The organism is Paenibacillus dendrobii, assembly GCF_009807035.1.
Classification (GTDB): Bacteria; Bacillota; Bacilli; order Paenibacillales; family Paenibacillaceae; genus Paenibacillus_AQ; species Paenibacillus_AQ dendrobii.
Genome location: NZ_WUBI01000001.1, coordinates 199,380 through 224,958 on the forward strand (window position 1 = coordinate 199,380; position 25,579 = coordinate 224,958).

The window sequence follows — 25,579 nt, forward strand, 5'->3', positions numbered from 1 at the left end:
ATATAGCTCCGCACATGATAGCATGTTTTTAAGAAAGAAAAGGAGTCATGTGTATGTTTCGTCTCATCATCATTCTGTGCATTGTTTTGCTTACTTCCTGCCAAATGGTTCAAGAATCCCAGCAGAGTTCAACGAATGCAACGCAATCCAAGGATAAGAGGGTGAAAGCGGTGAATCAACCATTGATTTTGTCAGCTGAAAAAGGCGACTTGGACAGCGTCTTAAAACTGCTTCAGAACGGAGCGGATATCGATGCAGTGGATGATCGCGGCAGAACAGCCACCATGGCTGCGACTTACAATCATAAACCGGAGATGGTCAAGCTCCTCATCGAAAAGGGTGCGGATATTAATATCCGCGACCATAACCTTAATAACGTACTCTTGTATGCCGGTGCGGAAGGAATGCTGGATATCGTAAAGCTTGCGATTGATGCGGGAGCAAATACCAAGCTGACGAACCGGTTCGGGGGAACGGCGCTGATCCCTGCCTCGGAACGGGGCCATGTCGATGTTGTCGAAGAACTGCTTACCCGCTCCGATATTGACGTCAATCATATCAATCAATTGCATTGGACGGCTTTGTTGGAAGCGGTCATTCTGGGAAGCGGCGGAGAGAAACATCAGAAAATCGTGAAGCTGCTGGTCGATCACGGTGCCGACGTTCATATCGCTGATCGGGATGGAATTACGCCTTTGCAGCATGCCCAAAATCGCGGATACGAAGCAATTGAACGAATTCTTAAAAATTCGGGTGCATAAATCGGGTGCATAAAATGGAGGTTCCTTCATGATCGTTTCACGGAGGATACCCGAAATGAACAAGAGCGAACGGAAAGTCCGTTCGCTCTTTTCTTTCGAGATGGCAGATATTATTTCGCAGCCACTGGATCAGCCGGAGATTTTTTCGTTTTCGCGGATGGGAACAGGCTTCATTTTCCGATTTCCGATTCTGAATTGAACGACAATCATGATCAACACGACGACCGTCAACCCCAGAATCGCAGGAGGAAAGTTTCCGGTATAATCGTGGATCATACCGACGCTAAGCGGACCTAAGGAAGCGAAAATATAACCGCCGGATTGCGTCATTGCGGATAACGCATTAACTTCTTCCATATTCGTCGCCTCGTCGATCGGCAGCATCAAAGCCATGGGGAACAATCCGCCTGCCCCGATTCCGAGGAAGATGCAGGTGAGCCAAGGCGTCACGGACGTTTGTAGCAGCACCAGGCCGACCAGCTCCATCACGGAGCAGCCGATCAGCCAGACTACCCGGTGCTGAAAACGGCTGACCAGGATAGGGAGCAGAAAGCTGACCGGTATTTGCACGAGCGTGAATAAAGTTAAAATCATGCCTGCCGTACGCTTGTCATAGCCCATTTCCTGAACGATCGGCGGGAGCCATGCAGTAATCGAGTAAAACATGAAAGCCATCATGCCGAAAAAACAGGTCAACAGCCATGCACGTTTATTGCGTAACGGCAGCTTTAATCCGTTGTTCACGGCTGCGGATGAAATGCCGGCAGCGCCAGGACTTGGCGTGTTCGCTGTCTTCTGTATGGGTCTCCACCAAAAGAAGAGGGCGATGACAGCCAAAACCGACCAAGTGGCGACGGAGGCCTGCCAGGAATGATTTAGTTTATTTTGCAAAGGTACAGAAAGCGCAGATCCCAAGGCAGCGCCTATGACCATCGCCATGGAATACACTCCCACGACGGACGAAGGGTTGGAAAAATTCTTCTTGATAAATCCGGATAGCAGCGGACCGATGATGGCGATTCCCATTCCGGCAAGAAAAGCGGTTGCCAGCATCAGCCATGCCGTGTTCACGACATATCTTGCGGCAGTAGCAGCGCCAATCAGGATCAAGCAATAGGCAATGGTACGTTCAAGGGTCCAGCGTTTGCTTAATTTAACCGCCGCCGGTGCAAAGAAGCCCATGCACAGTACAGGCAGGGAGGTCAACAAACTGGCTGTGGAGCCGTTCATCCCTAATGTCTCTTGAATCGTCCCAAGCAAGGGCGAAACGGACGTGATAACGGGACGCAGATTCAGTGAAGCAAGAAATAGGGCCATAATAAGAAATATAAAACGCATTAAATTATCAACTCCATCTTTCATAATCATCGTTGTCTGAGGGTCAAATCCAGTGTAAAGGAAAGACCATCGATTGATCAATCCTATTATTTCTATTATTATCATTAGTATTACTAATGAAAAGTTGGTGAGTCGATTGGAAATCCGTCAGCTTCATTATTTTATGGCAGTATGCGAAGAGATGCACTTTACGAAAGCAGCTGAAAAAATCGGCGTATCTCAGCCAACGCTAAGCCAACAGATTCGCGCGCTGGAGGATGAGCTTCATATGCCTTTATTTGACCGGATTGGCAAAAAAATAGCGCTCACCGAAGCGGGGATGCTGCTGTTAACCAATGCGACCACGATTATGGACACACTGCAGAACGTCAAGGATTCGATCGCGGATCTCCGCCATCTTCATGGCGGGAAAATCAGGGTGGGTATTATGCCCTCCGATTTGGACTATCGGATTACGCAGCTTGTCATTGACTTCCATCATGCGTTTCCAAAAGTGAAATTGATGGTGATCTCATCCATCGATATTCTCCAGCAGGTGCTGGACAGCGAAGTTGATATCGGCATTGGCGTGAATGTAGAGCCAAATGACCGCTTGATTACCATCCCTTTATGCCGTGAGGATTATGTATTGACGGTTTCCACGGAGCATCCGTTAGCGAGTCGAAAGAGCATTGAGCTGAAGGAATTAAAGGATCTGCCCGTCATTATGTATCCCGAGGGATATCTCGGCCGCGATTTAGTGGAAGAGGTTGTGCGGAAGCACGGATTCCAGCTCCATTCGATTCTTGAGACCAGTACGGCCACTTCGATTATCAATCTGGTGAAGGCCAACATCGGAGCTACGGTGCAGCCCAGCCTGTTGATGCAACAAATCAATGATCCGGATTTGCGAATCATCCGCATCCAAGATCATGCGCCAAGCCGAAGCATGGCGATCATTTACCGCTCTGACCGTTACCTGAGCCAAGCGGCAAAGGCTTTTATTGACCGGGTCAGAGCCTATTTCCAAGACTAGGAGTGAGCATGTGTCTATCCGGATTAAACTGTTGCTATCCTATACCGGAATGCTTGTCGTCAGCCTGTTGGTTTTTGTCTTGACTGCCAGCTTGTTCACGATCGCGGCAACGGGTGACATTCACAGCTTTCGGGATTTTTATAAAGTCCACTATCAGCTCAACCCTTTGACCGAACAAGAGGAATCCATCTTTCTCGAATTGAAGTATCTGGCGAAAAAGGAACCTGACAAGCTTCAGGACATCGAGCTTTTGCAGGATTATGATTTCAAGCTGAAAACCGTACGGGCCGGACTCTACGTCCGCAGGGAAGACAGCCAAATTTTTGAGTCGCATACGTTTAACCAGCCCAAGCTGGAACAGAATTTACCTTCTTATGACCTGAATAATAATCAGATCCGCAGCACCTTCAACATCGGTGAGCGCTTTTACGCCTACGCCAAATTCGATTTCCGCTATTCAGACGGCAAAAAAGGCAGCGTCTTCGTTATCCGAGAACGGAGTCCTTTTGGTGAGGTGACAAGAAGGCTGATGCCTGTGCTGGTGGTTAGTCTCATCGGCGTTATCGTGATTGCGAACGTGCTCCTGTTCCGATGGATTACGCGAAGCGTCGTCAAACCGCTGGACAAGCTGAGAAATTCGGCCGAATACATCCAGCAGGGGAATCTCCAGTTCTCGCTGGATCTGAATTCCAAGGACGAGATCGGGCAGCTGAACGAGGCGTTCGAAAACATGCGGATGCGGCTGCATGAATCGGTCCAGCTTCGGTTGCAGGATGAAGAGAACCGTAAGGAACTCATCTCGAATATCTCCCACGATTTGCGCACGCCCATTACGAATATCAAAGGCTACATTGAAGGGATTCGTGACGGTGTGGCCGATACGCCGGAGAAAATGGATAAGTACGTGAACATTATTTATTCAAAGGCCGTAGATCTGGAGAAACTTGTGGAGGAGCTGTTCCTTTACTCCAAGCTCGATTTGAAGGAAGTGCCGTTCATGTTCGAGCCAGTGGATATCATTGGCTTTCTAGACGACTGCATTGACGAACTGCATGATGTTCTGGAGGAGAAGGGCATTTCGCTCGAGTGGGGGGAGCGTCCGGATCGTGGAATCGAGGTCATCGCCGACCGGGAAAAAATAAAGCGCAACGTACTCAACATCATCGGAAACGCCCAGAATTTTATGGACAAACACGAACAAATCATTCGAGTTTCCGTTCAGGCTTCGCCGGAATGGGCTACGATCGAAATCAAGGATAACGGGCGAGGCATCCCTCCGGATGCAATTCCGCATATTTTCGAACGGTTTTACCGTGCCGAAGAGTCGCGTAACTCTTCAACGGGCGGCAGCGGACTCGGACTTGCCATCGCGAGCCAGATCATCGAAGGACATGGTGGAACCATTTGGGTGGAAAGCGAACTTGGTGCGGGTACCAGGATGTTCTTCACCCTGAAACGGACAACGAATCAAGGAGGTACGACAAATCCATGACAACGAGAATTCTCATCATCGAAGACGAAACGACGATTGCCCAGCTGGAGCGGGATTATTTTGAGCTGAACGGTTTTCACGTAGATTTATGCCATACGGGGAATGAAGGACTCGAGCTCGCCCTTCATGTGGACTACGGCCTTATTATTGTCGATCTGCAGCTGCCCGGAATGAGCGGATTTGAGTTGTGCAGCCAGATCAGGCAGGCGAAGGAGGTACCGATTCTGATCGTCTCCGCTAAAAATGAGGAAATTGATAAAATCCGCGCCTTTAACCTGGGTGCCGATGATTACATTACCAAGCCTTTCAGCCCCAGCGAGTTGGTCGCCAGAGCCAAAGCACATTTGACGAGATACGAAAGGCTTCTGGGCAAGCATGAGCCTGCGCCAAAGTCCGAAATTCATATTCGCGGCTTGGTCATCGATTTGGCGGCACGCAGAGTCTATGTACGCAATCAGGAAGTAGTCTTCACGACCCGGGAATTCAGCCTGTTGGAGTTTTTGGCAAGCCATCCGAACCGGGTGTTCAGCAAAAGCGAGCTGTTTGAACGAATCTGGGGCATGGATTCCAGCGGCGATATCGCCACCGTAACCGTGCATGTACGCAAACTGCGGGAGAAAATGGAAGTCGATCCTTCCAATCCTCAGTATATTGAAACGGTTTGGGGTGCCGGGTATCGTTTCTCCGTATAATGAAATTTAGAAAATTTTAATAAAATGTTTCGAAACTGTTAATGCCCGGTTTCTTGGGAGTTTAGGAGTCTCCTTTATCATGAAGGTATGACAAAATCACGGTCATGCGCAAATGATCGAAGGAGGACCTAACAATGAACAAATACTCTAATAAACTCGCCGCCCTCATGTTGGCCGCATCTCTGGGAGCAGCAGCTCTTCCATTTAATGTTCTTCACGCTGACGCGGCAGCATCGAAACTCTCTGCGGAAGACATCCAACAGGCAGTGAACGGACTTGTCAATTTACATGTGTTGCAAGGTTACGAAGATGGTTCTATGGAAATTCAAAATCAAATTACCCGCGCGGAATTGGCGAAAATGGTTGTCGAGACCTTCAATCTTCAGGGCAAAGCGAATGTGCCTGTAAGCTTGACGGATGCGAACCCGCAGGCATGGTATTATCAATACGCTGCCGAACTAGTGGGACAAGACATCATGCAAGCCAAAGACGGGCGGTTTGATCCGCGCGGAACCGTATCGGACGCCGAGCTTGTGCAAATCGTATCCAAAGCGTTGAATCGCGACGTGAGCTCCTGGGTGGAAGGGTTCTTTGCCGAAGGAGGCAAAGTAACGCGCGGTCAAGTGGCTTATTTGCTGAACACGGTATATGAAGCGATTATTTCGCCAAATGCCAAGATCACGACGGGTCAGGAAATGGCTAATATTCTTAGCAGCACAGATTGGCAAGGTACAAGAGTATACGACAAAGACCATAACGACTTAACAAAAGAGAATTCAAACTTCATTGGTCTAGCTAAATATGATGCGAAATCAGGAAGATATGAATTCTTTGATGCGAAGACAGGTCAAAGCCGTGGCGACAAAGGAACATTCTTTATTACGAATGACGGGAAAAAGAGAATATTGATTTCAGAATCCATGAATTATCAAGCTGTAGTTGACATGACGGAAATAAATAAAGATGTTTTTACGTATCAAAGAATGGGAAAAGATGCTAAGGGCAATGATGTAGAGGTATTCGTTGAGCATGTTCCATATAAAGAAAAAGAGCTTTCTTTTACCGATCCGGACAAGAAACTGGAGTCTACTACAGGATCTATCGTTAAAGACGTTGATGGTGATCAAATCTTAGGCAGCACCCGTTGGCACGGTACCAAAGTATTGGATGAAAACGGAAAAGATGTAACAGAGTACAATTCCAACTTTATTAGCCTGGCCAAATTCGATGACGAGACGAATAAATATGAGTTTTTCAATGTTGAAACGGGCGAAAGTCGTGGTGATTACGGGTACTTTGATGTAACGCATGAAAATAAAATAAGAGCTCATGCTTCCATTGGAAAGAACAAGTATGGCATCGCCGTGGAAATTACAGAGCTCAATAATCATAAATTTACGTACAAGAGAACAGGGAAAGACAAAGACGGCAAAGACATAACCGTATTCGTTGAACATGAGCCTTACCAAGGTGATTTTGATCCCAAATTCACTTTTTAGGACAGGTCCGCTTGTCCAAGTCAATGCGTGAAATTGAAAAAAGGCGGCACTAGGGTGTGATCCCGGTGTCGCCTTTTCATTGTATGTAACATTTTTGAGTAAACCTGGAAAACAGATCTCGATCCGGTGGATAACGGAGATTATTGCAAGGGTTGAAGCGACTTCGAGGAACGGCGTTCCCGGATCAGGACCGTAGAAATAATCATAACGGAAATGAGCACCAGCGTCATTGGAATGATAAAGATGGATGGTGTATACCCTTCAATGAATAGCGGCAACAAGTATCCGATCAATGATGCCGTCAGCGAAATGAATACATATAAACTCGACCCGAATCCGGTACGGCCTACGAACATGCGTTGAACGTACCCCATAGCCACGCCGTACAATATGGAAACGAAGAACGAATAGACCGGTTGAATGAGAAAGAAAATGAGCAGAGGCGAATGCAAGGCATAAACCGAATAGGTAATCAACGCGCCGACTCCGCCGAGCAGAATGATTTTTCTGCTGCCGTATTTGGCCGCCCAATAGCCGGCAATCGTCATGAACAACAGTTCGAATACGGCCTGGGCACTCCAAATATAAGACATGTATTCCGCTTTCCCGAATAACGACTTGACGACAAGAGGCAGGTACAATCCGCGTATAGCATCGGCGCATGCAAGCAGCAGCAGCGCAATCAGCATAATAAGGGAGAAGGGCTCACCTGCTCCGGTACTGGCCTGATTTTTTTCTTCCGAACGTTCCTTATAGAAAAGAAGCAGGATAACAAGCATGGCATATCCGGCAAAATTGCCCCATAACACGCCTTGAAACGTAGCGATCAAGTATAAATTAGCTCCAGCCAGCAAACCGCAAAAAAATCCAACGCTGTATCCTGCCCGCAGCCAAATTTGCGCCATCTCAACAATATCACCGGCCAGTCTGGAAAAATGATTCCGCGATAATGCGAATAACTGTCCCATAATCAGTCCGGACGGGGCACTCACGATACACATTCCGATCAGAGCTTGGGTATAGCCTTCCGCACGCATATAAATCAATAAACCGATCAGGCATAGCGACGCTGCTGCAATTGCAAGCTTCTTCCTGCTGCGAAGCTTGTCGCTTAACAACCCGACCGTAATCGTCGTACCCATATTGAGCAGCAGGGAGACAACGAAGATGGATACGACTTCGCCCTTCGACAGTCCAATGCTTTCACTCATATAAAGGGCGTTCATCGGAGCTAAAATTCCCATGCCGATTCCATAGCAAATTAACGTGAACAGCATTCTGGCTGCACCTTCAACTTGCAAGAAACGTTTCATATCCGTAGTAAACCGCATCTTCATCCCTGCTCCATCTCCTAATGGACTTTCAATTTTAAAACCAAACCAATTTAGACTCAAGAATGGTTACAACAAGCAACCAAGCTTTTTATTTGCTATCTGACATATATACGAGTGTATGGATAAGCAGAAGACCATATGCTTCATCGGGTTCTGCCAGAAATGTATAAAATTTTAGACTCTTAATTTATAGTGTCTAATAAAGCAGACACTCGGTCCGGTTTTACAAATTTAACCTCTTCAGTTTATTATATAACGTTGCCCTGGAAATGCCGAGCTGTTTTGCAATCGCGAGCTTATTTCCTTTTGCCGAATCCAATGCTTGCAGCAGAAGCTTTCGTTCGAATTCGTCGAGTTTGGTTTGAAATGACATACCGTCCATTTCTGTCATGTCCAGATCATGGACTGCCTTGTCGGCAGCTGGTGGCGTCTGATCCCCTGTATAGATGTTTGCGGGCAAATATTCGCGCTTAATCTCCCCGTCAGTGGAGAAGATAACGAGCCTCTCCATGATATTTCTAAGCTCCCGGATGTTGCCGGGCCAATCATACCGGAGCAGATCCTCGAATACATCAGGAGTGAAGGACTGGATATGGCGGCCGTAAATAAGCGAAAATTCATGCAGAAAGGTTTGCGTAAGCTCGTATATATCTTCTTTGCGTTCCCGTAAGGGCGGAATATCCATGGATACGACGTTCAACCGATAATAAAGATCCTCGCGAAACATGCCTTCGGCGATCATTTTCTTCAGATCGCGGTTGGTGGCAGCTATGATTCGGCAATCGGCTTTTTTCAGCTGCGTACCGCCGACCGAGAAAAAAGTTTTCTCTTGAAGAACCCTCAGCATTTTCACCTGCATGTCCAGAGGCATTTCCCCGATTTCATCCAAAAAAAGCGTGCCCCCGTTGGCGAGTTCGATTTTCCCCTTTTTACCTTTCGGATCGGCTCCTGAGAAGGCGCCTCTTTCGTAGCCGAACAATTCACTCTCGAAGAGTGCAGCAGGGATTGCACCGCAATTGATCGCGAGAAACGGGGAGCTGCTCTGTTCGCGTGAATTGTGAATCGCCTGGGCAAAAAGCTCTTTTCCGGTACCGCTCTCCCCTTGAATGAGAACCGTGGCTTTCGTCGTGCTGATTTTTTTGATGGTGTCGATGCTCTTTTTGATTGCCTTACTTGTTCCTTTAATATGTTGAAATGGATCGATTGAAGGACTGAGCATCGCAACTTCCTTTTGCAGATGATGCACCTTGTTTGTCATTTGCAGCAATTCCTGATGCAATCTCATCTGGGTGCTTAAATCCGATTCCGCAGCGACGGCTCCGATGATCCGGTCGTCTAATATGACGGGACTTGAGTTAATGAGCACGAACATGTCCTGACGCGGCCGGTGCTGCATTCTGTGAACGGACTCGCCGGTTTCAAGCGTTTTAAGCGATTGCAGCCGGTCAACGGCGAAAAAATCCGAAGCGGGTTTCCCGATAATCTCGTCTTTTTGAATCGAAAAAATATGCTCAGCACCGGACGTCCAGAAGGCGACATGACCTTCCTCATTAATAAGCGTAATTGCGACATCAGGATTAAGCGCTTCCAAAGCAGTTGAGAAATAAGCTTCCAGATACATGTGAGCCTGTACGGTTGCCGCTATTATATCCTGCGCCGTGACGTATCCAAGCGGCTTGCCGTTTCGGAAGACAAGTGCCAATGAACAGGAGGGAAAGGCCGATGCGATACCGGTCAACGGATCTTCTGCTTGGACGGTTTGAACATCCGGCATGTGTGAAGAATCTAAGGGTTTGGTAACGTCTGAAGACCGCAGCAGAAGTCCATATCGACAGGCATCTTTTTCGAAAAATATGGGGAAGTCCTCAGCGGGAGAACGCCTGTCTTGGAGTGCTTCCAGGTCCGCCCGATCGATGATCCTGTAATCCGTTCGAATCAGATTTTCCAGTCTGGGCAATACATGTTTCATTCGGCTGCCCCCTATATATGCCAAAGTATGATTACAATGTATTAATAGGGTCATTATAACCAGCCAGATTTTCAGTGTAAATCTTTTTAGACATAATTCTCGGCCGCCGATGGCTACTATTTGAACATATTTTTGACGACCATCCATAAATTCGCGGGTTTTTCGGCCAGTCGCCGCGTATAGTAGGGATACCACATGGTTCCGTAGGGCATATAGCAGCGGATGTTGTAACCTTCCTTGGCTAACTTCTCTTGATCGGTCATCCGCAAACCATACAGCATTTGGAATTCAAAAGCGTCTTTGCCGATGCCGTTCTTGGCAGCGTAATCCTTAACCCAATGAATCACGCGGTCATCATGGGAAGCGATAGCGGTGTATACACCGCTATCCAAATGCATGCGGATGATTTTTTTGTAGTTATCGATCACCTCGCTCACTTGCTGGTAAGCGACCGTTCCTGACTCTTTGTATGCACCCTTGACCAAACGGAGATTTACTTTTGCTTCCATTAATCGCTTCACGTCTTCTTCCGTACGGAACAAATAGGCTTGAATGACCGTGCCGACATTGGTGAGCCCTTCCTCATGAAGTTTTAGGACGATTTCGATCGTCGCTTGGGTGAAAGGAGTATCTTCCATATCGATCCGTACGAAGTTGCCATGCTTTTTGGCTTGACTGACCACAGCTCGAATGTTGCTGTAGCAAGCTGCAGGATCGAGCGCAAGACCCATTTGCGTAGGCTTCAAAGAGACATTCGATCGTACATTTCGTTCAGCGATACCATCCATCAGACGAATATATTCTTCCTTGTAGCCAGTGGCTTCCGATAATTGTTTGATCCCTTCCCCCAAATGATCCAAGGTAACCAAGATGCCTTTACCGTTCAGAACTTCGATTTCGGCCAATGCTTCGGCGAGCGTATCGCCTGCTATGAATTTGCCTGCCAGTTTCTTTCCGTATTTAAGCGACAGCTTCTCGACCAGCCTATTGCCGGAAATCGAGAGCAGCACCTTCCGGTATAATTCGGTACTGTCCATGGGTCGTTCCCCTTTCAGATGTTAAATGTGTCGTAAATCGCGCTCCCTGTTTACTCAAGCAAAATCTGTACCAACGCTTGCTTCGATGGAGTTGGCATGGTTTTTGCTTTATTACCTAAAGAGCACTACAAAGCAGGTGGAATGACGCAAATCATGAGAGAGAGGATGGTTTTCGATTTATGAGATCAGAATTCAAGAACGAGGTTTTTGTTGACTTTAAGGTAGAGCGTAACAATGCGGAGTACGATGCGGCACTTCAGAAGATAGAGGCTGAACTCGGTAAGGAGTACCCGCTTATCATCGGCGGCGAAAGAATCGTGACGGACCAGAAGATCGCTTCCATCAATCCGGCGAATCAATCCCAGACGATCGGGATCGTGTCGCAAGCTGACACGAAGCTTGCTGAAAAGGCGATTCAAACGGCGGCAGCGACATTCGAAACCTGGAAACGGACCGATCCGAGCGAACGCGCACGATATTTGTTCCGAGCCGCAGCGATTCTGCGCCGCCGCAAACATGAATTCTCTGCATTGATGACCTTTGAGGCTGGAAAGACCCGCATAGAAGCAGACGTCGAAACGGCCGAAGCCATCGATTTCCTCGAATTCTACGGACGTGAGATGCAGCGGCTCAGTCAGCCTCACCCTTTGACGGTAAGTCAGGAGGAAGAGAATGAACTGTATTATATTCCACTTGGCGTAGGAGTGGTTATTCCGCCGTGGAACTTCCCGCTTGCGATCATGGCCGGCATGACCACGGCGGCTCTCGTAACCGGGAATACGGTCGTTCTGAAACCGGCGAGTACAACTCCTGTTATTGCTGCCAAATTCATGGCTTTACTGGAAGAGGTAGGACTTCCGCCAGGTGTGGTTAACTACCTGCCCGGTCCAGGGGGTCAAGTCGGCGATTATCTTGTGGATCATCCGCTAACGCGTTTCATCAGCTTTACGGGCTCGCGCGATGTGGGTTTGCGGATTAACGAGCGGGCGGCAAAAACGAATCCGGGTCAAAAGTGGATTAAACGCGTCATCGCGGAAATGGGCGGCAAAGATGCGATCGTAGTTGATAATGAAGCTGATCTGGATATGGCTGCAGACACGATTACGCTATCTGCGTTCGGCTTCTCCGGACAAAAGTGCTCGGCTTGTTCCCGCGTTATTGTTCATGAGGAAGTTTACGACATCGTTCTGGAGAAGGTTGTGGAGCGTTCAAGCCGATTGCTCATGACCAATCCGGCAGAGGTGTCTGCAAACTTAGGGCCCGTGATTGACGAGAAAGCCTATGCGAAGATTCAGGAATACATCGAAATCGGCAAACAAGAAGGTCGCCTGGTGCTCGGGGGTGGAACAGGAGACCCGAACGGATTTTTCATCGAACCAACGATTTTTGCAGATGTGCCTTCCACGGCACGGATCTCTCAAGAGGAAATATTCGGTCCGGTCGTTGCGTTCACGAAAGCTCGATCTTTCGATGAAGCATTGGAGTTCGCCAATAATACCGATTACGGCTTAACCGGCGCGGTGATCTCGCGTAATGGAGCCAACTTGGAGAAAGCCAGAAGGGAATTCTTCGTAGGCAACCTGTACTTTAACCGTAAATGTACAGGCGCTTTGGTCGGTACGCATCCGTTCGGCGGATTCAATATGTCGGGTACGGATTCGAAAGCAGGAGGCCGGGATTATCTGCTGCTGTTCACCCAGGCGAAGCTGGTTTCCGATCGATTCTAAGTTTTTAGACAGTCGGATCGATGTTCATTCCGGGGATTATTGAGTATAGTGAGAGTAATCGATATAGTGGCTGATACACCCATGTTAAGGGGGAGTTTCCGTTGATAGGCTATCAATTGGTGCAAGACCAACGCTTGAAACTGAATATCACTCCTGAACTGAAGCAGTCTATCCATATATTATCTTTATCCGGCTATGAGCTGATGCAGTATTTGCAGGAACAGGCACTGGAGAATCCTGTGCTTGAACTGGCGAGCACCATGGAGTTTGAAGTCTCCCGCAGAAGAAAAGCTCGGGGGAACCTTGTCGTTCAAGATCCGTTTTGGAACGTGAAGCAGGCGCAGGATACGATGGAGGCGAAGCTGGAAAGCCAGCTCCGCCTTCTATCGCTCCCTTCGGAGGTGTACCAAACGGCTTCATTCATGGCTGGGAATTTAAGCGATGACGGTTATCTGGACATCGTTTTAGCGGACATCGGATCTCAACTGAATGTCTCCGACGCCGTTGTATTGAAAGCGCTTGATCAACTGCAATCACTGGAACCGGCAGGCATAGGTGGCAGGAATTTGCGAGAATGCCTGCTGCTGCAGATCACGCGAGATCCGGAGGCTGATCCTTTCGCCTACGAGATTGTCAACAGATATCTGTCCGAATTGGGGAATGATAATGTGGGACGAATCGTTGCGGACCTCAAGATCTCCAAGGATCAGGCGATGACGGCAACCCGTTATATCCGAAGCCTGAATCCACGCCCCGGATTGGCTATTGGTGCTTTCGAAGAGCAATATATTGTCCCGGATGCCGTCATTGAAGGGCAGGGAGATCACTTCATGGTTTCCTTACACCCATCAAGCGCGCCCCGGATTTCGATTAATAACGAATATCGGGAATGGGTTAAGCTGGAACAATCTGCAGAAGCGGTTTCATATGTGGATCATTGCCTCAAATCAGCTTTATGGATTTCCCGAAGCATTGAAATGCGTAAGATGACCTTGTTGAAGGTGATATATGCCATGATGGAGGAGCAGCGGGGGTTTCTAACGGGTGGAGTTAAAGGTCTCATACCTATGACGCTGAGTACAATTTCCTCCAGGCTGGATATGCATGAATCGACTGTCAGCCGGGCGGTTCACGACAAGTTTCTCCTGACCCCACACGGCGTATTTCCGCTTAAGTATTTCTTTTCGGCAGGACTATCGACTTCGGATGGAGGCAGCGCATCCTCCCGGAAAGTGAAAGCGAGAATTAAAGAACTGATCGATTCGGAAAACAAGACCAGTCCATACTCCGACCAGAAGATCGTGAATCTGTTATTTACGGAAGGAGTTCGGCTTTCGCGCCGAACGGTCACCAAATATCGCGAAGAATTAAAGATTTTATCCTCTTCGAGCCGAAGACGGACCATATAAAACAAGGGACTGCTTTCAGATCGTAGATGTCTGAAGGCAGTCCCTTTTGCTTTTGTTCTCGATATTTAGTCATCTGTACCCCAGCCGCTTTTTAACGGTTTACGATCCGTTGTTCATTATCTTCTATCAAGATGAGAGTAAATGAATCCATACCCTTGGATAGGAGTTGCATGGATTCCATGACATTATAGGCCATTATGGGCGGCACTGCTCTATGATCCTGTATTCCGGATTCTGCGGCAAGACGTATGCTATGATTCAAACCGGCGACCTGAAAAGCGATTTGAGCAAGAACTTCGCCCCATTCATTCAATCTTCCGCTGTGCATATTCAGCTCGTCATTGATGTCGGCAGCTGCAAGGCGAATATCGCCGCATAATTTCGAGATATCCCTCGTGCATTGCAGAATCGCTGAAGAGAGGGCCATTAAGGTTTCGAAGCTTCCGGGGATATCGGAACCTTCTTCAGTCACCAGAATATCAAGGCGGGTGGTTTCCCTTAAATAGTCTGCGGTTCTTTCGACGAATTCAATATTTCCGTTTGACTGAGAGCCGGTAAGCGCGAGACCCAGATAGACCGTTTGCAGCTGAGAGGCTGCCAAGACGAGATGCTTCATATCCCGCAGCAGATTACGCGCGGAATTTCCGAATTGGCGCCCGAGCCAAGCGAGTGTTCCTGGCCTTAAAGACACGCTTTCTGATGTATGCAATTCATCGATTGCTTTTTCTTTGACCAGCAGGCTGGTTATCATTTGATCGGTGGATTTGATCAGGACATGAGACAGTTGGTGTGCTGCGATTCGGAACGATACCCCTAGTAGTCCATTCGAGTCTTGATCTGAATTTACATGATGATCCGGATTGATGCATGCGTAATTCCCTTTATCCTCCAGCATTAACTCCAGTGCCCGATTGGCTATGACCTCATTCATATTCGTATTTAATGCATCATGGATACCTGCCTGAATAGAGTCCAGAATGAAATCCTCTAAGTGCTTTCCATCCTTAATTTCATCCGCCGCTTTGATCATGCATCTTCCGATCGTCCGGGGCAGAGTGCCCAGATCAAGATGGGCTTGAATAACAGCTCTTTTGATGCACGCCATCGCCATAATCCATTCTTCATGAACAGGCATGGCTGCCATCGGAAATCTCTCTGCGGCTCGCAGCGTCTGAATACCATAGTAAGCATGGGAGGGGACTCTCCGTGTCCCTAAACGATCTTGTTCGATTCTGGTCATCTATTTTCCCTCCATAAAAGTGTATTTTTCTTTGTAAACGGATTTAAGTTTTGCCGTGTAATGTTTTCGGCGCCATCTAATAGTTAACTAGCAATTTCTGTTCCCATGGAAGGTCATTTTCAAAAAAAGATTTGTTTGTGTGAATTTCAATCAGAAATCTCATATTCAAAAGACTTCCTTCTACGTAACATCCTTAAAGTTATATTGCCTGGATCATTGAAACCGAGCTTCAATGCCATATATACTGTGAGTAATAAAAATGAGGAGCGTGATGGGAATGCGGCAATTCAAACACATTCAAAAGGAGAAAAACATGAACGGAGAAAAGAGGATTTTAACGAATGCAAATGATAAATATCGGGATTTTGGCGCATGTAGACGCTGGAAAGACAAGTCTGGCTGAACGGATCTTGTTTGACACGAATGTCATAGATGAGCTTGGAAGAGTGGATCAAGGAAACACGCAAATGGATGCGATGGAGTTGGAGCGGAAAAGAGGCATCACGATTAAAGCTTCGGTGGTATCTTTTCATGTCCATGGATTGAAGGTGAATCTGATCGATACGCCGGGCCATGCGGATTTTATCGCAGAAGTGCAGCGGTCCTTGAGCGTATTGGATGGGGTCATACTGGTCGTGTCTGCTGTGGAAGGTGTTCAGGCTCAGACCAAAATACTATTTTTCGTCCTGAAAAAAATGGGGATTCCGACGATTTTGTTCGTGAATAAAATGGATCGCAGCGGCGCGCCTTCCGATCAAGTCATGGAGCAGCGAATCCATGAAAAGCTAACATCAAACGTGTTTTCCATGAATTCAGTCGCAGATGCAGGTACGAAGCAAGCAAGGGTAGCCGAAAATCGCTTTGATTGGAATACACATCCCGCCTTTCTGGAACGATGCATCGAAATCGTAGCGGAACATGACGATCCATTGCTTGAATCTTACGTCAACGGAGATCGTATAACGGTAGAACAAGTAAAATCTTCCCTCCGGCATCAAGTGAAGCAAGGGAACGTGTACCCGATGTATTTCGGATCGGCTGTAACGGGAGTCGGCGTTTCGAGTCTGCTCGAAGGCTTGGCTGAATGGCTCCCGGTGAATGATCATCCAGAGGCTGAAGGGTTATCGGGAGTCGTATTCAAAATCGAAAAAGAATCGCCAGGCGAAAAGACCGCTTATGTCCGATTGTTCTCGGGAAGCTTAAACATGCGGGAGCAAGTGAAGCTGCAGCGGAAAAACAACCAGGGTGAGTTCGAAACCCGCGTTTGCAAAATTAAAAAACTCCATGCCTTATGGGATGGGAAGTCTGTTTCTGCTGCGAAAATCATCTCTGGGGATTTGTGTAAAGTATGGGGGCTGGAAGATGCCCGAATCGGAGATGTGGTGGGAGAACAATCTCCCTTGATCAAGGACTTCCATTTTGCGGTTCCGCAAATGGAGACGCGAATTGAAGCCGTAGAAACAGGCAAAGGACATCTACTGTACCAATCGCTCATCAGCCTCTCGGAGGAGGACCCATTAATTCAAGTGGTGAAAGATGATTTTCATCAGGATCTATACATCCGTATTTTCGGAGAGGTTCAAAAAGAAGTGATTGAAACGTCCTTGAACGAGAAGTATGGAGTGAATGTCCGTTTCTCGGAGACCCGAACGGTATGTTTGGAAAAGCCGGTCGGTACGGGTCATGGAGTGGAGTTCATTTGGGAATCCGAGAATCCTTTTTATGCGACAGTAGGCTTCAGAATCGAGCCCGGCCCGACCGGGAGTGGAGTCTCATACTGCATGGAGGTCGAACTGGGGTCGCTGCCGCTTGCCTTTCATAAAGCGATTGAGGAGACGGTATATCACACCTTGAAGCAGGGCATGAACGGATGGGAAGTGACGGATCTCATCGTGACCCTGACGCATTCAGGTTATAGCAGTCCAGTAACGACAGCAGGCGATTTTCGAAAACTGGTTCCGCTTGTTCTCATGAAGGCACTTTCACTGGCGGGCACGGCAGTTTATGAGCCGATATATCAGTTTGAGCTTTCCGTTCCGGCAGCATGGATAAGTACTGCGATGTTCAAATTGTCCGCGATTGCTGCAGTGGTGCATGATACCGTGTTGAAAAACGACATATTTTTGATTTCAGGTACCCTTCCCGTGGCTGAAACGGATCGGTTCAAACGAAGCCTGCATGCATTTACCCAAGGCGAAGGGTTCATGGTCGTTGAACCGGACGGTTATACTTCTATCGTTGGCAAGGTACCGGTAAGAGAGCGAACCGATGATAATCCGCTCAACCGGAATGAATACTTGCTGCATGTATCGCGGGCTTTTTAAGAGGTTTCCGTGATCGCCATAAAAGATTGAAAACAGCCCGGTTGGAGCGTGAGTCTCCAATCGGGTTTTGCGTGATATAGCAGTGCTTCCACAGCCATTTGGGTATAATTTGGATAGTACTTTTCGTTCGAACAAATTGGTCTTAACCCTGGAGGATTTATGAACAGCAACCAACTTTTTTTCTACATTCATTATTGCAACGGCAGGAATATGAAAGAACCGGTAAGGCACCCGCGTAAATTCTCCAGAACCCTTTCGCATCATGAACTGATTTTGGTGACCGGCGGGGCCGGCAGCATTACGCTGGGCTCCAAAAAGTATCCGGTGCAAGAAGGAATGCTGTATTACATCGGACCGGGCGTGTTTCATTCATTCGAACCGAATCCCGCACAACCTGCCAGCTTCTTGACCGTTCACTTCAGTTATGCGCGCGTGATCTTGCAGGAAGGGGAATGGGGGGTATTAGACGAAGTGCCTTCGCTCGGCTTGCAACCGGCCCAATCCTTAAAGGATGCTTATCCTGCGTTGGACCTGTTTCATAAACTGGTGGATTGCTGGAATGTCAAACTTCCGGCATATGAATTCATGTCCAAGACCTTGCTGCAGCAATTGTTGATCGCGATATTTCAGTATGTAAAAAAGCAGCATCAGAGCGACGCGACATCTTTGAAGGTAGAGAAAATCATTGAGTATATGCACCTGCATATCAGCGGCAAAATCACTTTGACGGAGTTATCGGACTTGGTCCAGTTGGCTCCGACGTATTTATCCAGAACGTTTAAAGAGACGACGGGTTACTCGGTCATCGAGTTTTTTAATAAGATCAAAATCGATAAATCGAAAGAGCTGCTGATCGAAGGGGATAAGAAAGTAAAGGAAGTGGCACAAGCTTTGGGTTTTACGGATGAATTTTATTTCAGCAGGATCTTCAAAAAATACGAAGGCATCAGTCCATCGGAATATTACAGCAAAAATGTCCATGGAATTTAAGATCGTGCATGGAATAAGGCCAATCTTCAAGCTAATATGAGGATGTTATTGTTCATGATTATTGTACAACGACTCTTGCATACAGCAGAAGGGAGGTCTTTTTTTAATGCCGATGTGGAAAAGAAATTTAATTGTGTGCTGGTTTGGCATGTTCGTCACTGGCGTGGGCATGAGTCAGATTGCTCCGATTTTGCCGCTGTATGTCCAGCAGTTAGGTGTGAACAATGCCGAATCCGTGGCGCAATTCTCCGGTATTGCCTTTGGCATTACCTTTATCATATCCGCCATATTTTCTCCCATTTGGGGGAAGGCAGCCGATAAGTTCGGGCGTAAGCCGATGCTGTTAAGGGCTAGCCTGGGCATGGCGGTTGTGGTAGGCTGCATGGGTTTTGCGCACAATGTATATGTGTTGATCGGACTCCGGTTGCTGCAAGGCGCGATTACGGGTTACAGCACGGCTTGTACGACTTTGATCGCGACCCAGACGGATCAGGAGCATGCGGGTTATGCTTTAGGCACGCTGTCAACGGCGAATATTGCCGGTTCGCTGCTTGGACCGACGATCGGCGGTTTCATAGCGGAAAATTTCGGCTTGCAAAATTCATTTTTTATCACCGGTCTGCTCATGATGATCGCCTTTGTCACGACCTTGTTGTTTGTAAAGGAAAACTTCGTTCGCGAGAACAAAAAAACGCTGAGCATCAAGGAAATATGGCATACCGTACCCGAAAAAAGCTTGACGATCACGCTATTCGTGACTTTTTTTGTGTTAACGGTCGCCTTATATTCGGTAGAGCCGATCATCACCGTCTATATTACGAAGCTGTCCAGTCATAGCGGACATATTGCTTTGTTGGCCGGATTGGCCTTCTCGGCTTCAGGCTTGGCGAACATTATTGCTGCTCCAAGGCTCGGCAAGCTTTCGGATAGGATAGGAGCACATAAAGTGATTTTTGCAGCTTTGATCGCCGCGGGAATCCTTTTCATCCCCCAAGCCTTTGTACAGAATCCGTGGCAGCTGATGGTCTTGCGATTTTTGTTCGGTTTAACTGCAGCTGGTCTGGTTCCCTCCGTCAATATCCTGATCAAAAAGATCACGCCCAATGCTCTAACAGGCAGGGTGTTCGGTTTTAACATGTCGGCGGGGTATTTAGGCGTATTTGGAGGGGCAGTCTTGGGCGGACAGGTGGCAGCATGGTTCAGCATCCGGGATGTGTTTTTTATTACAAGTGCTTTGCTGCTGTTAAATGCCGTTTGGGTCTATTTTAAAGTGTATAAAAAGCTGAACAACCAACAACAGGCTTTGGGCCAAAAATAGGAATGAGAAGGAGAAATGAACATGGAACAGGTAAAGTCGCATGAAATGGAACGGTTAAACCCGGAAAAGACGGCGCTGGTGGTCATCGACTTACAGCAGGGAATCGCAGCAGGTGGTCGTCAGAGCGCTCCTTATACGAGTGATGAGGTCGTACGGAATGCAAGCAAATTAGCGGATGCATTTACGGAGAAGGGCGCTTTCGTCGTATTGGTGAAAGTATCATTCCTTGACGGAAAGGATGCGCTTCAACCCCATACGGATTTAAAAATGGGTCAGATGCAATTGCCGGAAGGTTGGGATCAACTCGTGCCTGAATTAGCCGACACTCCCAATGCCCATATCGTTACCAAACGTCAATGGGGAGCATTCTTCGGCACGGACCTGGATCTGCAGCTGCGCCGCCGCGGCATCGATACGATTGTGCTATGCGGTATCTCGACTTCCATCGGCGTGGACACGACAGCCAGAGAAGCATTCCATCATGGGTATCATCAAATTTTTGCGGAAGATGCCATGACCGCGTCCACGCAGGAAGAGCATGATTATGTGTGCAAAACGATCTTTCCTCGGCTTGGCAAGGTTCGCAAGAGTGAAGAAGTGGCAGAGATGTTAAAGTAAAAAAACTGTATAAGATACATCTGCATTTGAAAAAGTTCCAGGGAATAAGCTGTCGCCAAGATTCAACAGGCGCCGGCTTATTCTGTTTTTAGAGCCTGCATCATTCCCCTTTGACAATAAGCATAAATAACGTAATATTTATACTGGAAACCCGTGATTTCCTCTGAATGGAGAATCATGGAGCCGGTGATCTGAAACATAATCGAATCTTTTGCGTAATAGAAATTAAAATATTCTTTTGTACCACATGGGAGGCAGGATTAGTGTCGAATCAAGGATCTGCAACGCGGGGAGCTTTAATCTGGTCAGGAAGAAAATGTACCATTTTCGGCTTGCCCATTTCATTCACGAAGTATTTTGTATACGAAAAACGACTGGTAACCAGACGAGGATTCTTCAATTTGGTTGAAGACGAGTTGGATTTTTATAAAGTGCTTGATAAGAGCATGGCACTGCCATTTTGGCAGCGTGTATTTGGTTGTGGTTCGATCCATTTGAATGTTGCCGATGTCGATACACCGATTAAAATACTGGAGTCGATCAAAAATCCGCGAGAGGTGTACGACCAGATTGATAACATCGTTACAAGTCTGGCAGGGACTAATTCTTTGCGTACAGCGGCTAGTATTTTGGGTTCCGTTAACCAAGGGGAGTTTTTGAATTAGAAATCGTATACTTCGTTATGTTATTTGATAAGTTGCTTCCAAGAGAGAGAAGTCAGTTTTTTCCTGATTTACGGCTTGAGCCCACGTCCTTAGGACGTGGGCTTCTCTTGATGATCACATTTTCTCAGCAGCAAACTGAAAGTGGAGGTAAAAGGGATATATATTTCCCTGCCATGAGTCAAAGTTTTCTTTTCCCACACCTGATCGAGCGACTGAACGAAGAATACAAACAGGATCTTAAAAAACATTTGAACCTAATATGAATTATTTCGAGCCTACGGGTAACGTTCCTTTCCTTTGCGCGAGAATCTGCGGAATATGCAGCTCACGCAGGACAGGAACGATTTCCTGGACGCTGCTTTTATTGAATTTTCTCAAAATGCTGTTGATCTGCGTCTTGAGCGTGGATTGCTCCACATGTCTCATTTTACAAATTTCCTGGCGGGTGTAATCCTTCATCAGCAGTTCCAACACCTCAAGCTCCGTCGGCGTCAGTTGTGTGAGGATCGTAAAGTTATGCAGCAGGCTGTCCTCCGTCGTTTTGATCCTCTTGAATTCGCGCGTGATTTTGCCTGCGATGTTGGCATGTAAGGAGGACCGATCATAATATGCATCCTTCACGGCATCCAGTACGGCGCCTGCGGGCATGTTTTTTAATAAATAATTCGTCGCCCCCAGTTCAAATGCGCGAAAGACGGTGTCGTCGGTTTCGCATACCGTCAGCATGACAACCTTCACCTCGGGCATATAATTCAAAATTTCGGCGGTCGCCCGGAGCCCGGCCTGCTTATCCTCGAGCTCCACGTCCATCAGGATAATATCCGGCTTGTTCAGCGCGGCGAGCATCGTTCCTTCATAGCCGCTGGCGGCAACGCCTACGCATTCAATATCCTCATCTTTCGACAGTATCATTTGATAGCGCTTACCAATTAAAGGATCGTCCTCCACGATAAGTACTTTGATCCGATCTGCACTCATGCTGAACCTCCTTTAACTCTTCACAATCGACAGCAATGGCATAATGATATGAAACGAGCTGCCCTCGCCGAGTGTACTCTCTGCATTTATTTTACCACCATGCGCCGAAATAATGGTATGGCAGATGGATAATCCCATGCCCCAATTTGTGGCTGTAGGCTTGGAGGAATAGAAGGGCTGGAAGATGTTCTTCAGGTTTTCCTCCGCGATCCCGGCCCCGTTGTCCGAAATAATCAGCTCGACCCATTTGTTTTTGACGTTGATCTCGATCGATAGCTTTCGGGACTTGTCAGGCACGAATTCCAGCGCGTCCACGCTATTTGACAGAATGTTCTGGGCGGCTTGTGAGAAATAATAAGGGTCAGCCATAATCACAAGCTGCCGGCTTGGCGGCGCGTATTGAACTTCGATTTGCTTCAGTTCGGACTGCATATCCTCCAATAGTTTATCCAGCAGCTGGTTTACAATCACGGGTTCCAGCTCGATTTTAGACTTTAGAGTTTTTTGATGCACCGCATCTAAACGATCATACACCTTATGGCATCGCTGGTCTATGACACGGATCTCCTCCAGCACCTCCGGAGACTTTTCGCACATCATTTCGAGAATCTCCGTCTGCGCCATGATACCCAGCAGCTCGTTCTTCAAATAATGGCTGAACACCCGGGAGGTCAAGAGGGCGGAGTCGATATTTTTGGAAATGACCGATTCCTGATTTTTTATGCTGTTTTGGATGCGCGTGTAGTTATAGATGCTGTACAGGCTGACCAATAAGCAAAGTCCTGCGATATAAGGCAGCAGCGTGTAAATAGAAGGGTTTCCTACGAGATTCAAAGGCTTATAACGCACGAAATGTGCGGCTTTAGAGACCTTGATCAGCACGTCAGGCGCCCAATAATTCATGTAGTAATACGTTACCTGCACGGACACATACGAGATCAGTATGATAAAAATATTGCTCCGGATCTGGCGAACTTTCGGCGCATCGTACAGGGCATAAATCAAGAGCAGCGTTCCAGCCGCAATGTACACGGTATTCACGACAAAAGTAACCTGATGCAGCGTCTCGTAAGCTGAGGTAAAAGCCTTCGAGCTCATATAGTCAGGATACAACCAGTAATACATATGTGTATAAAAAGCCGGATCATACACGATCACCTGCATGACGCATGGAACCGCCAGCGCGGCCAGAAGGGCCAGTTTACGTTTAAGCTGTACGTGAAAGGCGAAATAAATGGATGAACACAGCCCGGCGTACAGAAACAACATTGTGAACAGGTTCAAAATGCGAATCAAGTTCATCCGGGAAATCGGCAGAAACAGCAGTTGATTTTGTAAACCTTGCTTAATACCGAAATACTGTCCCAGTCGGTTGTAATAATACCCGTCTTTGGACATGTAAATAATAATGCATGACACCACGATCAGATAGGAAAAGCCCATCAGCAGCATGAACAGCGTGGCGATCGTATACTTCTTCTGCATCAAGAAAAATACGGATATAGATATGAACAGGATAAACACCAAGAAAATAAACATGGAAGCAACCCTCTCCCAAAATGATCTAAATATGAATCAAATACATAAATACAGTCATTTTATAAAAACCTGTCCTCTCATGTAAAGGTTGATGTTTTATCAACCCTGTACACCGTGAAGTAGGCCCGATAACCCCCAAATATGCCCCCCAATGTCCGTTTTCTTCCGTTTTCAAGGGGATAAAAATTCAACCTTACAGCCTCCAACCGACAGGTCTAAACTAGAAGCATAACACAGAAACAGGAGGGCTCAGATGAATAAAAAGAAAAGTTCAATCAGCTTGCTATTGGTAGCTGCCCTTACCGCAGCCTTGACCGGATGCGGCTCCGGCAGCAGCGACGGCGCCAGCGATCAGGGCGGAAGCAATAAAGCGGTCTTGGAATATTACACTTGGACGGATGAAGAGGACTATATGAAAAAGGTCGTTGATGCGTTTAACGCGAAGAACAGCGACGTTGAAGTGCATATGACCACGATCAGCAACGATGCCGACGAGTACAACACGAAAATCATGAACAATCTGTCCGGCGGCTCGAAAATGGATGTTTACAGCATCAACGGAACCTCCAGCTTGGGCTTGTATTCCTCCAAAGGTCAGCTGCTCGACCTGACGGACCGGATCAAAGAGGGGAATCTGGACGTCGGGGCGTACGGCCCCAGCTTCCAGGATATTACCGGCGTGCTGACCAAAGGCAAATACTACGCACTTCCGTACCGCACATCGGAATATGCATTGTTCTACAACAAAGACCTTTTCGATCAAGCAGGTATTCCATATCCTTCGCAAATGACTTGGGAGGAATACGCCGAGCTGGCAAAAAGCTTGACGAAAGGTGACGGTGCGGACAAGCAGTGGGGCGGATATTTTGCCGACTGGCTGACAGCGCCGCTCGGAGCTCTTCAAAAAGGGGCAACCATTCTGGATGACAGCCTGGATCCCGTAGCCGAGTGGCTCGATTACTTGGACCGCTTGTACTATAAGGATGCTTCCCATATGAGCTACAAGCAAATGAAAGCGGAAAGCACCGATTGGATCAAGCAGTTTGAGAGCGGCAACGTGGCCATGCTGGTGAACGGTGAGTGGACGCTGAATATGCTGAAGGCGGATATCGCGGCTGGCAAAACGGATATGAAGTTCGATATGGCACCCCTTCCATTGCCGGAAGGTACCAAAGATCCAATTACGGTCGGCGGCGTGAGCACCTTCATTGGTGTGAATCCGAAAAGTAAACAGGCCGAAGCGGCATATAAATTCGCGCAATTCGTAAGCGGTGAAGAAGGAGAGTCGATCATCGCCGAATCCAGCGTGCTTCCGGCATACTCCAGCGATAAAACGAAGGAAGCCTTTATTCAGGCGACAGGTATCGAGGGGAGCGGTTACTTCTTCGAAGCCAACACCGTTGTCGAGAATCAGCCTGTGGAACACATCGATGAGGTGGGCCGCGTATTCAACGAGCAGCGGGATTTGTTCTTGTTCCAGGAGCAGGACTCCAAAGCCTCGATTCAAAATTTTCTGAAGCAGCGCGAATCCGTCATTAAACCGTAGGGATAGATCAACATTTCGGCCTTCCGCTTCTATACATGACGGAGGCCGAAGTTGTTTTATCAGGCAATACATCTTAGGGAGGTTACTC

General features: G+C 47.6%; 20 protein-coding genes. 13 read left to right on the top strand and 7 right to left on the bottom strand.

Going from position 1 to position 25,579, the window contains the following annotated elements:
* Nucleotides 1–53: 53 nt before the first annotated feature.
* Nucleotides 54–761 (top strand): ankyrin repeat domain-containing protein, encoded by a 708-nt coding sequence (locus tag GRF59_RS00785; RefSeq protein ID WP_202128461.1) that lies wholly within the window; start codon nucleotides 54–56, stop codon nucleotides 759–761.
* Between the two features lie 129 nt (nucleotides 762–890).
* Here GRF59_RS00785 and GRF59_RS00790 read toward each other — a convergent pair whose 3' ends face one another.
* A complete protein-coding gene (locus GRF59_RS00790) occupies nucleotides 891–2,099 on the bottom strand; it encodes an MFS transporter (RefSeq protein WP_160495781.1) in 1,209 nt (402 codons plus the stop codon).
* 127 nt (nucleotides 2,100–2,226) lie between these two features.
* Between GRF59_RS00790 and GRF59_RS00795 the strand changes: the two genes are divergently transcribed.
* The 4 genes from GRF59_RS00795 to GRF59_RS00810 all read left to right on the top strand — a co-directional run bounded on the left by GRF59_RS00795 (nucleotide 2,227) and on the right by GRF59_RS00810 (nucleotide 6,797).
* Nucleotides 2,227–3,114 carry a LysR family transcriptional regulator gene (locus GRF59_RS00795; RefSeq protein ID WP_341479984.1) on the top strand — a complete coding sequence of 296 codons (888 nt, stop codon included), beginning with the start codon at nucleotides 2,227–2,229 and terminating at the stop codon, nucleotides 3,112–3,114.
* Between the two features lie 10 nt (nucleotides 3,115–3,124).
* Nucleotides 3,125–4,606: an ATP-binding protein gene (locus tag GRF59_RS00800; protein WP_160495782.1), complete on the top strand. Its 1,482-nt coding sequence runs from the start codon at nucleotides 3,125–3,127 to the stop codon at nucleotides 4,604–4,606.
* Nucleotides 4,603–5,298 carry a response regulator transcription factor gene (locus GRF59_RS00805; protein WP_160495783.1) on the top strand — a complete coding sequence of 232 codons (696 nt, stop codon included), beginning with the start codon at nucleotides 4,603–4,605 and terminating at the stop codon, nucleotides 5,296–5,298. The genes GRF59_RS00800 and GRF59_RS00805 overlap by 4 nt, the downstream gene beginning before the upstream one ends.
* Before the next feature lie 134 nt (nucleotides 5,299–5,432).
* The gene (locus GRF59_RS00810; RefSeq protein ID WP_160495784.1) at nucleotides 5,433–6,797 is read left to right on the top strand and encodes a DUF4822 domain-containing protein; all 1,365 of its coding nucleotides are present in this window, start codon (nucleotides 5,433–5,435) and stop codon (nucleotides 6,795–6,797) included.
* A gap of 140 nt (nucleotides 6,798–6,937) precedes the next feature.
* On the opposite strand, the gene GRF59_RS00815 is transcribed toward GRF59_RS00810, so the two are convergent.
* From GRF59_RS00815 to GRF59_RS00825, 3 genes are all read right to left on the bottom strand, one after another.
* Nucleotides 6,938–8,134 carry an MFS transporter gene (locus tag GRF59_RS00815; protein WP_237391574.1) on the bottom strand — a complete coding sequence of 399 codons (1,197 nt, stop codon included), beginning with the start codon at nucleotides 8,132–8,134 and terminating at the stop codon, nucleotides 6,938–6,940.
* Between the two features lie 220 nt (nucleotides 8,135–8,354).
* Complete coding sequence (locus tag GRF59_RS00820; RefSeq protein ID WP_160495785.1) at nucleotides 8,355–10,100, bottom strand: sigma-54 interaction domain-containing protein; 1,746 nt, start codon at nucleotides 10,098–10,100, stop codon at nucleotides 8,355–8,357.
* Nucleotides 10,101–10,216: 116 nt separating this feature from the next.
* Nucleotides 10,217–11,137, bottom strand: a complete 921-nt coding sequence (locus GRF59_RS00825) for a proline dehydrogenase family protein (RefSeq protein WP_160495786.1) — start codon at nucleotides 11,135–11,137, stop codon at nucleotides 10,217–10,219.
* Nucleotides 11,138–11,316: 179 nt separating this feature from the next.
* Between GRF59_RS00825 and pruA the strand changes: the two genes are divergently transcribed.
* Both pruA and rpoN read left to right on the top strand, forming a co-directional pair.
* Nucleotides 11,317–12,864, top strand: coding sequence for an L-glutamate gamma-semialdehyde dehydrogenase (gene pruA, locus GRF59_RS00830; protein WP_160495787.1), 1,548 nt, complete (start codon nucleotides 11,317–11,319; stop codon nucleotides 12,862–12,864).
* 101 nt (nucleotides 12,865–12,965) lie between these two features.
* A complete protein-coding gene (rpoN, locus tag GRF59_RS00835) occupies nucleotides 12,966–14,273 on the top strand; it encodes an RNA polymerase factor sigma-54 (protein WP_160495788.1) in 1,308 nt (435 codons plus the stop codon).
* A 91-nt stretch (nucleotides 14,274–14,364) separates the two neighbouring features.
* Here the strand turns inward: rpoN and GRF59_RS00840 are convergent, their stop codons facing one another.
* On the bottom strand, nucleotides 14,365–15,513 hold the full coding sequence (locus GRF59_RS00840; protein ID WP_160495789.1) for a lyase family protein: 1,149 nt from the start codon (nucleotides 15,511–15,513) through the stop codon (nucleotides 14,365–14,367).
* A gap of 341 nt (nucleotides 15,514–15,854) precedes the next feature.
* Between GRF59_RS00840 and GRF59_RS00845 the strand changes: the two genes are divergently transcribed.
* The 5 genes from GRF59_RS00845 to GRF59_RS00865 all read left to right on the top strand — a co-directional run bounded on the left by GRF59_RS00845 (nucleotide 15,855) and on the right by GRF59_RS00865 (nucleotide 21,428).
* Nucleotides 15,855–17,837, top strand: a complete 1,983-nt coding sequence (locus tag GRF59_RS00845; RefSeq protein ID WP_160495790.1) for an elongation factor G — start codon at nucleotides 15,855–15,857, stop codon at nucleotides 17,835–17,837.
* 159 nt (nucleotides 17,838–17,996) lie between these two features.
* Nucleotides 17,997–18,827: an AraC family transcriptional regulator gene (locus tag GRF59_RS00850; protein WP_160495791.1), complete on the top strand. Its 831-nt coding sequence runs from the start codon at nucleotides 17,997–17,999 to the stop codon at nucleotides 18,825–18,827.
* 106 nt (nucleotides 18,828–18,933) lie between these two features.
* Nucleotides 18,934–20,145: a multidrug efflux MFS transporter gene (locus GRF59_RS00855; RefSeq protein ID WP_160495792.1), complete on the top strand. Its 1,212-nt coding sequence runs from the start codon at nucleotides 18,934–18,936 to the stop codon at nucleotides 20,143–20,145.
* A gap of 21 nt (nucleotides 20,146–20,166) precedes the next feature.
* Nucleotides 20,167–20,763: a hydrolase gene (locus tag GRF59_RS00860; RefSeq protein ID WP_160495793.1), complete on the top strand. Its 597-nt coding sequence runs from the start codon at nucleotides 20,167–20,169 to the stop codon at nucleotides 20,761–20,763.
* 167 nt (nucleotides 20,764–20,930) lie between these two features.
* Nucleotides 20,931–21,428, top strand: coding sequence for a PH domain-containing protein (locus tag GRF59_RS00865; protein WP_237391575.1), 498 nt, complete (start codon nucleotides 20,931–20,933; stop codon nucleotides 21,426–21,428).
* A gap of 264 nt (nucleotides 21,429–21,692) precedes the next feature.
* Here the strand turns inward: GRF59_RS00865 and GRF59_RS00870 are convergent, their stop codons facing one another.
* Nucleotides 21,693–22,406, bottom strand: coding sequence for a response regulator transcription factor (locus GRF59_RS00870; RefSeq protein WP_160495795.1), 714 nt, complete (start codon nucleotides 22,404–22,406; stop codon nucleotides 21,693–21,695).
* A 12-nt stretch (nucleotides 22,407–22,418) separates the two neighbouring features.
* A complete protein-coding gene (locus GRF59_RS00875) occupies nucleotides 22,419–23,945 on the bottom strand; it encodes a sensor histidine kinase (protein WP_160495796.1) in 1,527 nt (508 codons plus the stop codon).
* Between the two features lie 253 nt (nucleotides 23,946–24,198).
* Between GRF59_RS00875 and GRF59_RS00880 the strand changes: the two genes are divergently transcribed.
* A complete protein-coding gene (locus GRF59_RS00880; protein ID WP_160495797.1) occupies nucleotides 24,199–25,491 on the top strand; it encodes an ABC transporter substrate-binding protein in 1,293 nt (430 codons plus the stop codon).
* Nucleotides 25,492–25,579: the final 88 nt, after the last annotated feature.

Bases quoted from the DNA above. Each gene is read 5' to 3' on its own strand.
- GRF59_RS00855 (WP_160495792.1), top strand. From the start codon at position 18,934: ATGCCGATGTGGAAAAGAAATTTAATTGTGTGCTGGTTTGGCATGTTC.
- GRF59_RS00870 (WP_160495795.1), bottom strand. From the start codon at position 22,406: ATGAGTGCAGATCGGATCAAAGTACTTATCGTGGAGGACGATCCTTTA.
- GRF59_RS00850 (WP_160495791.1), top strand. From the start codon at position 17,997: ATGAACAGCAACCAACTTTTTTTCTACATTCATTATTGCAACGGCAGG.
- GRF59_RS00845 (WP_160495790.1), top strand. From the start codon at position 15,855: ATGCAAATGATAAATATCGGGATTTTGGCGCATGTAGACGCTGGAAAG.
- GRF59_RS00865 (WP_237391575.1), top strand. From the start codon at position 20,931: ATGGAGAATCATGGAGCCGGTGATCTGAAACATAATCGAATCTTTTGC.
- GRF59_RS00820 (WP_160495785.1), bottom strand. From the start codon at position 10,100: ATGAAACATGTATTGCCCAGACTGGAAAATCTGATTCGAACGGATTAC.
- GRF59_RS00810 (WP_160495784.1), top strand. From the start codon at position 5,433: ATGAACAAATACTCTAATAAACTCGCCGCCCTCATGTTGGCCGCATCT.
- GRF59_RS00860 (WP_160495793.1), top strand. From the start codon at position 20,167: ATGGAACAGGTAAAGTCGCATGAAATGGAACGGTTAAACCCGGAAAAG.
- GRF59_RS00875 (WP_160495796.1), bottom strand. From the start codon at position 23,945: ATGTTTATTTTCTTGGTGTTTATCCTGTTCATATCTATATCCGTATTT.
- GRF59_RS00880 (WP_160495797.1), top strand. From the start codon at position 24,199: ATGAATAAAAAGAAAAGTTCAATCAGCTTGCTATTGGTAGCTGCCCTT.
- pruA (WP_160495787.1), top strand. From the start codon at position 11,317: ATGAGATCAGAATTCAAGAACGAGGTTTTTGTTGACTTTAAGGTAGAG.
- GRF59_RS00785 (WP_202128461.1), top strand. From the start codon at position 54: ATGTTTCGTCTCATCATCATTCTGTGCATTGTTTTGCTTACTTCCTGC.
- GRF59_RS00805 (WP_160495783.1), top strand. From the start codon at position 4,603: ATGACAACGAGAATTCTCATCATCGAAGACGAAACGACGATTGCCCAG.
- GRF59_RS00815 (WP_237391574.1), bottom strand. From the start codon at position 8,134: ATGAAGATGCGGTTTACTACGGATATGAAACGTTTCTTGCAAGTTGAA.
- GRF59_RS00840 (WP_160495789.1), bottom strand. From the start codon at position 15,513: ATGACCAGAATCGAACAAGATCGTTTAGGGACACGGAGAGTCCCCTCC.
- GRF59_RS00790 (WP_160495781.1), bottom strand. From the start codon at position 2,099: ATGCGTTTTATATTTCTTATTATGGCCCTATTTCTTGCTTCACTGAAT.
- GRF59_RS00825 (WP_160495786.1), bottom strand. From the start codon at position 11,137: ATGGACAGTACCGAATTATACCGGAAGGTGCTGCTCTCGATTTCCGGC.